Raw genomic sequence first — 5275 nt, forward strand, 5'->3', positions numbered from 1 at the left:
ACGAACGCTTCCAACTCGGCTTTGGTCTCGGTGAGTTCATCAGGATTCACGCCTGAAAATTAACAGATTCCAGCGACGATTAACAGCCGACACGCCCAACCTAACTAAGTACTACTGGGAGACTGCTGATTTATCCGACGCTTTAAGGCCCGCCTTTGTTGGTTTCGGCCGATGTGTTTAAGACTTGATTCATGCAGGGTCGTGATGATGGTCAGCGTCAGTTGTTGGATGTCGGTGCGTTCGCTGGGCACATGTTGCCGGCCGGGTCGGTGTTCGCGTTCCTCGCGGAGCACCGGCACGAGTTGTTCCCCGATGACGCGTTCGCGGACTTGTTTCCGTCGGGCCGGGGCCGCCCTTCGACTCCGGCGGACGTGATCGCGTCGGTGATGGTGCTGCAGACCCTGCACTCGTTATCAGATCGGGAAACAGCGGAAGCGGTCACGTTCGACCTGCGCTGGAAAGCGGCCTGCGGGTTCGGTCTGACGGAGACATCGTTCCATCCGACGGTGTTGACCTACTGGCGGCGCCGCCTCGCGGCAAGCACCCGTCCGCACCGTATTTTTGAGGCGGTGTCCGAGGTCATCGCCCAGTCCGGGGCGCTCTCGGGCCGGAAGCGGCGGGCGTTGGACTCCACGATCCTGGACGACGCGGTCGCCCGCCAGGACGCGGTGACGCAGCTGGTCGCGCAGATCCGCCGGGTCGGCCGCGAGGTCCCGGGAGCGGACATGATCGTCACGAGCCTGCCCGGCCACGACTACGCCAAGCCCGGCAAACCCGACATCGCGTGGGACGACAAGGCGGCCAGGGACGAGCTCGTTTCCCGGCTCGTGACCGACGCCCTGGCGTTGCTGACGGCGATCGATGCGGCGGCTTTGACGGAGCCGCAGCAGGAAACGGTCGCGTTGCTCGCCCTCGTCGCGGGTCAGGACGTTGAACCGGCCGAGGGGTCCGATGGCACCGATGGGCGGTGGCGGATCGCCCGGAAGGTCGCGCCGGACCGGGTGATCTCGACTGTTGACCCCGACACCCGCCACGCGCACAAGAGCCGGGAGAAGAAGCAAGACGGTTTCAAAGCCCACATCGCGATCGAGCCCGACACGGGTTTGGTGACCGCGGTCGTGTTGACGAAAGCGTCCGGGGCGGAGAACAGTGATGCGGCCCACGGCGCCGCCCTGATCGCCGCGGACACCAGCATCGGGACAGACCCTGTCGATGTATTGGGCGATTCTGCCTATGGCAGCGGCGACCTCCTCGCCCAGGTCACTGCCGCCGGACATACCCCGATCATCAAGCCGATGCCGTTGAGTCGGGCAGTCCCGGGCGGGTTCACGATCGATGACTTCACCGTTGATGAGGCTGCGGGCACGATGACCTGCCCGGCAGGACTCACCCGGCTGATCAGCCCAAAACGACGAGTCACGTTCGGCAGTGCCTGCACCGGTTGCCCGCTCCGGGCCCAGTGCACCACGGCCACACGCGGTCGCAAGATGGAGTTGCATCCGCAGCAACAGATTCAACGCGAGCATCGGGCCCGCGCGCTTGACCCTGACTTTCAAGCCGTTTACCGACAGCACCGGCCGATGGTTGAACGCTCGATCGCATGGATGACTCGCGGGGCGAGACGGGTCCCTTACCGCGGCGTGGTCAAGAACCACGCCTGGTGGAACACCCGCGCCGCGGCCATCAATCTGAAGCGACTCCTGGGCCTCGGACTCACCAGCCAGAACGGGGTTTGGGCCCTTGGCTGAAGGCACCAGGCAGGGCAGGCACCCCAGCGCTCACACCGACCTCGAGAACATCGCTGGCCTGGCCAGACTCGCGACTCTGACTCGGCCCCGCGAGCAACCCAAACACGCCCACACGCGACTGAAAAAACGACCCACCTGACTCGCGAGAGCCACCGCACCCAGCTAAATCAGCAGGCTTCTAGGGGCCCCGGGGCGAACTGTTGCGGCTCCGCGAGGCCCGTCCGCAGGCGTTCAGCAGGCTGGGTGACCTAGTCTGGCCCTTTGTGTTCCGCGCCGACCGACAGGAATCGTCATGCACCCCACCCTCTTCGGGATCGACTTTCTCGACTCTGGATGGCTGATCGGCTGGTTCGGGTCGTTTGTGCTGCTCGGGGTCGCCGCAGTGGTGTTCATCGAGACCGGTTTCATCGTGCTCTCCTTCCTTCCCGGGGACTCCCTGCTCTTCACGGTCGGGCTGCTGACGGCGACGGGCGACGTGCCGTTCCCCATCTGGGTGACGTGCCTGGTCATCTTCGTGGCCGCGTTCTCCGGCGACCAGCTCGCCTATTACATCGGCCGAAAGGCGGGTCCGGCGGTCTTCAGCCGGGAGCAGAACCGGTTCTTCAACCCGCAGAACGTGGAGCGCACCAACGCCTTCTTCGCCAAGCACGGAGGCAAGTCCGTGATCATCGCGCGCTTCCTGCCCGTCTTCCGCGCCTTCGTCCCGGTTGCGGCGGGAGTCGGCAAGATGTCGTACCGCACCTTCGTGCTCTACAACCTGGCGGGATCGTTCCTCTGGGGCGTCGGCCTCACCCTGGTCGGCTTCGTCCTGGGGCAGATCGAGTTCGTCGCGAAGTACTCCGAGTTCTTCATCATCGCCATCGTGCTGATGTCGGGCATCCCGATCCTGACGGAACTCTACCGAGGCGTGCGCTCGTCGCGGCGGGCCCGCACCGCGAAAGTGTCGTGATCCGCCCCGAAGTGGGCGAAAATAGGTCCAGTGACACTTGAAACATCCGCATTGACCGAGATCATCACCGTCGTCGACCTTGCCGGGGTCATGGCGAACGCCATCCTCGGTGGAGTGGCCGCTCGAACCGCGCGGCTCGACCTGGTGGGTTTCGTGGTGCTGGCCATCATGTCGGGCCTCGGCGGCGGGATGATCCGGGACACCCTGCTGCAGCAGGGCACGCCCATCGGGCTGACCAATCCCGCCTACCTCATGTTCGCGGTGATCGGCGGGGTGATCGCGTTCTTCGTGACCTTCAACGGCCGCTGGTCTCGCCAGGCCCTGATCTTCGTGGACGTCCTCGCCGTCGGCTGCTGGTCGGCGGTCGGCGCGCAGAAGGCACTCGACGGCGGCCTGGGCTGGATGCCCGCCATCCTGCTCGGAGTTATCACGGCCGTCGGCGGGGGCATGGTGCGCGACATCATGCTGCTCCGGGTCCCCACGATCTTCGGCGGGAACACCCGCTACGCGACCAGCGCCGTGCTCGCCAGCACCGAGATGGTGGTGCTGAGCAAGCTCGGGTACGGGGCGGTGGGCACCGGGGTGGCGATCCTGAGCGCGGCGGCCCTGTCGCTGCTCGCCCGACGTTACGGCTGGGTGCTGCCGACGAGTTACACCCTCCGGATCCCGCGGCCGAGCCTGAATCCGCGAGTCTGGCAGGCCAGGCGAGCCCACGCCCGCAGAACAAGAGCGCCCCGCAGTCGGCAGCCCGGCCCCCGGCGGGTCAGGACCGGATGAGATCCCACGGCCTGCCCACGCCCAACACACCCTCGAGAGGACAGCAACAATGAGCCTGATCCGGCTGAACGATGTCAACGTGCGGTTCGAAAACGCGCAGATCCTGCGGGAGGCGTTCTTCCGCCTCGAACCGGGAGACCGGGTCGGAATGATCGGCAAGAACGGGTCGGGAAAAACAACGATCCTCAAACTGATCCTCGGTCAGGTGACCCCGGATGCCGGGACCGTCGCCCTGGAACCGGGCACCAGGGTGGGGTACTTCTCGCAGTTCTCCGAGCTGAACGGTGAGGCCACGATCACCGAGGTGCTCAACGGCCTGTTCGCACCGATCACGGCCATCGAATCCGAGCTGGCGTCGATCGATGCTGCCATTGCGGCGGACTCTTCGGCAAGCGCCGAACTCGACCGCCTGATCCACCGCCAGGCCGAACTGTTCGAAGAGATGGACCGACTCGACGGCTGGGACTACGCACGAAGCATCGACACGGCACTCACCACTCTGGGCTTCAACCAGGCGCACCGCGTCTGCGCGATCGATGAACTGTCCGGTGGCTGGCGCAACCGGGCCGCGCTGGCGAAGATCGTGCTGGAACGCCCGGACGTGCTGCTTCTGGACGAGCCCACCAACTACCTGGATGTGGCCGGTGTCGAATGGCTAGAGGCCTGGTTCCGGGACTTCCGCGGCGCCGCGATCATCGTCTCGCACGACCGGCGCTTCCTGGACGCCGTCGTCACCCGGATCATCGAGGTCGAGAATTTCCACCTGCACGAGTACCCGGGCAACTTCGGCGAATACGTGGTGCAGAAACAGTTCCGCCTGAAGACACTCGAGCAGCAGTTCGTGCACGAGTCCGAGCTGCTCGCATTCGAGGCGGAGGGCATCTCCGACCGGCGCGAGGCGGCGAAGGCGGCCAGCCGGGACCTGGGGAACCAGCTCGCCAAGATCAAGAAGGCCCGCACCCCGCGGCCCGTCGACCAGATCATCACCGAGATCTACGGCGGCCTGCACGTCAAGGATGCGCTCTGCCGGGTCGAGGGGCTGAGCAAGTCCTACGGTGAGAAGGTTCTGTTCGCGGAGCTCAGCTTCGAGATCAGGCGCAGGGACCGGATCGTGGTTCTCGGCTCCAACGGCAGCGGCAAGACCACGCTCCTCCGGGTCCTGACCGGGGAGGAACGGGCCGACTCCGGCGAGGTGGCCTGGGCCGGCGGCGCCGCCGTGGTCTCCTACAACCAGGTGCTCGCGGAACTCGACGACACGGACACGGTCACCCACGCCGTGAACGCGATGCCGGGCAGCCTCGCCCTCACGGCGACGCGCAAGTCGGTGAACAGGTTCCTCGCGATGTTCCAGTTTTCCGAGGCCGACCTCAAGCAGAGGATCGGCAATCTGTCCGGCGGACAACGGGCCCGCGTGGCCATGGCGCAGTGCCTGCTGTCCGGTGCCTCGGTGCTGCTGCTGGACGAACCCACCAACCACCTCGACCTGTCAAGCACGCAGGTGATGGAGCGGGCCCTGCTCCATTTCCCCGGGGCCGTCGTGGTGGTCAGCCACGACCGTTTCTTCACCGAGAAGATCGCCAACCGGCATCTGGTCTTCGGCGCGGAGGCGGCGCAACCCGGCGAAATCGACGTGCGCGTGGCCTAGCGCGAGCCCGCCCAGCCCAGTGGCGCCTAACCAATTCGACGGAGATTCTGGCTCTCCTGCTGCATCTGTGGGTCTTTCGGAGCGCCTTAACGGCCGCACGCCGCTTCCTGTCTAGGTTTCTGACTGTCAAGGAAAGAAACTTTATAGGCGGGAAAA

4 protein-coding genes are annotated in these 5275 nt (G+C 65.5%); all 4 read left to right on the plus strand.

Translation table 11 applies throughout. From position 1 onward, the window contains the following. Positions 1–191: 191 nt before the first annotated feature. The gene (locus E3T24_RS09165; RefSeq protein WP_134410565.1) at positions 192–1748 is read left to right on the plus strand and encodes an IS1182 family transposase; all 1557 of its coding nucleotides are present in this window, start codon (positions 192–194) and stop codon (positions 1746–1748) included. 292 nt (positions 1749–2040) lie between these two features. Beyond that, positions 2041–2697 carry a VTT domain-containing protein gene (locus E3T24_RS09170; RefSeq protein ID WP_134366872.1) on the plus strand — a complete coding sequence of 219 codons (657 nt, stop codon included), beginning with the start codon at positions 2041–2043 and terminating at the stop codon, positions 2695–2697. Positions 2698–2727: 30 nt separating this feature from the next. Then, on the plus strand, positions 2728–3474 hold the full coding sequence (locus E3T24_RS09175) for a TRIC cation channel family protein (protein ID WP_134366873.1): 747 nt from the start codon (positions 2728–2730) through the stop codon (positions 3472–3474). A 49-nt stretch (positions 3475–3523) separates the two neighbouring features. Continuing rightward, positions 3524–5119, plus strand: a complete 1596-nt coding sequence (locus E3T24_RS09180) for an ABC-F family ATP-binding cassette domain-containing protein (protein ID WP_134366874.1) — start codon at positions 3524–3526, stop codon at positions 5117–5119. Positions 5120–5275 lie beyond the last annotated feature (156 nt).

This window comes from Cryobacterium sp. TmT2-59 (genome assembly GCF_004403545.1).
GTDB lineage: Bacteria > Actinomycetota > Actinomycetes > Actinomycetales > Microbacteriaceae > Cryobacterium > Cryobacterium shii.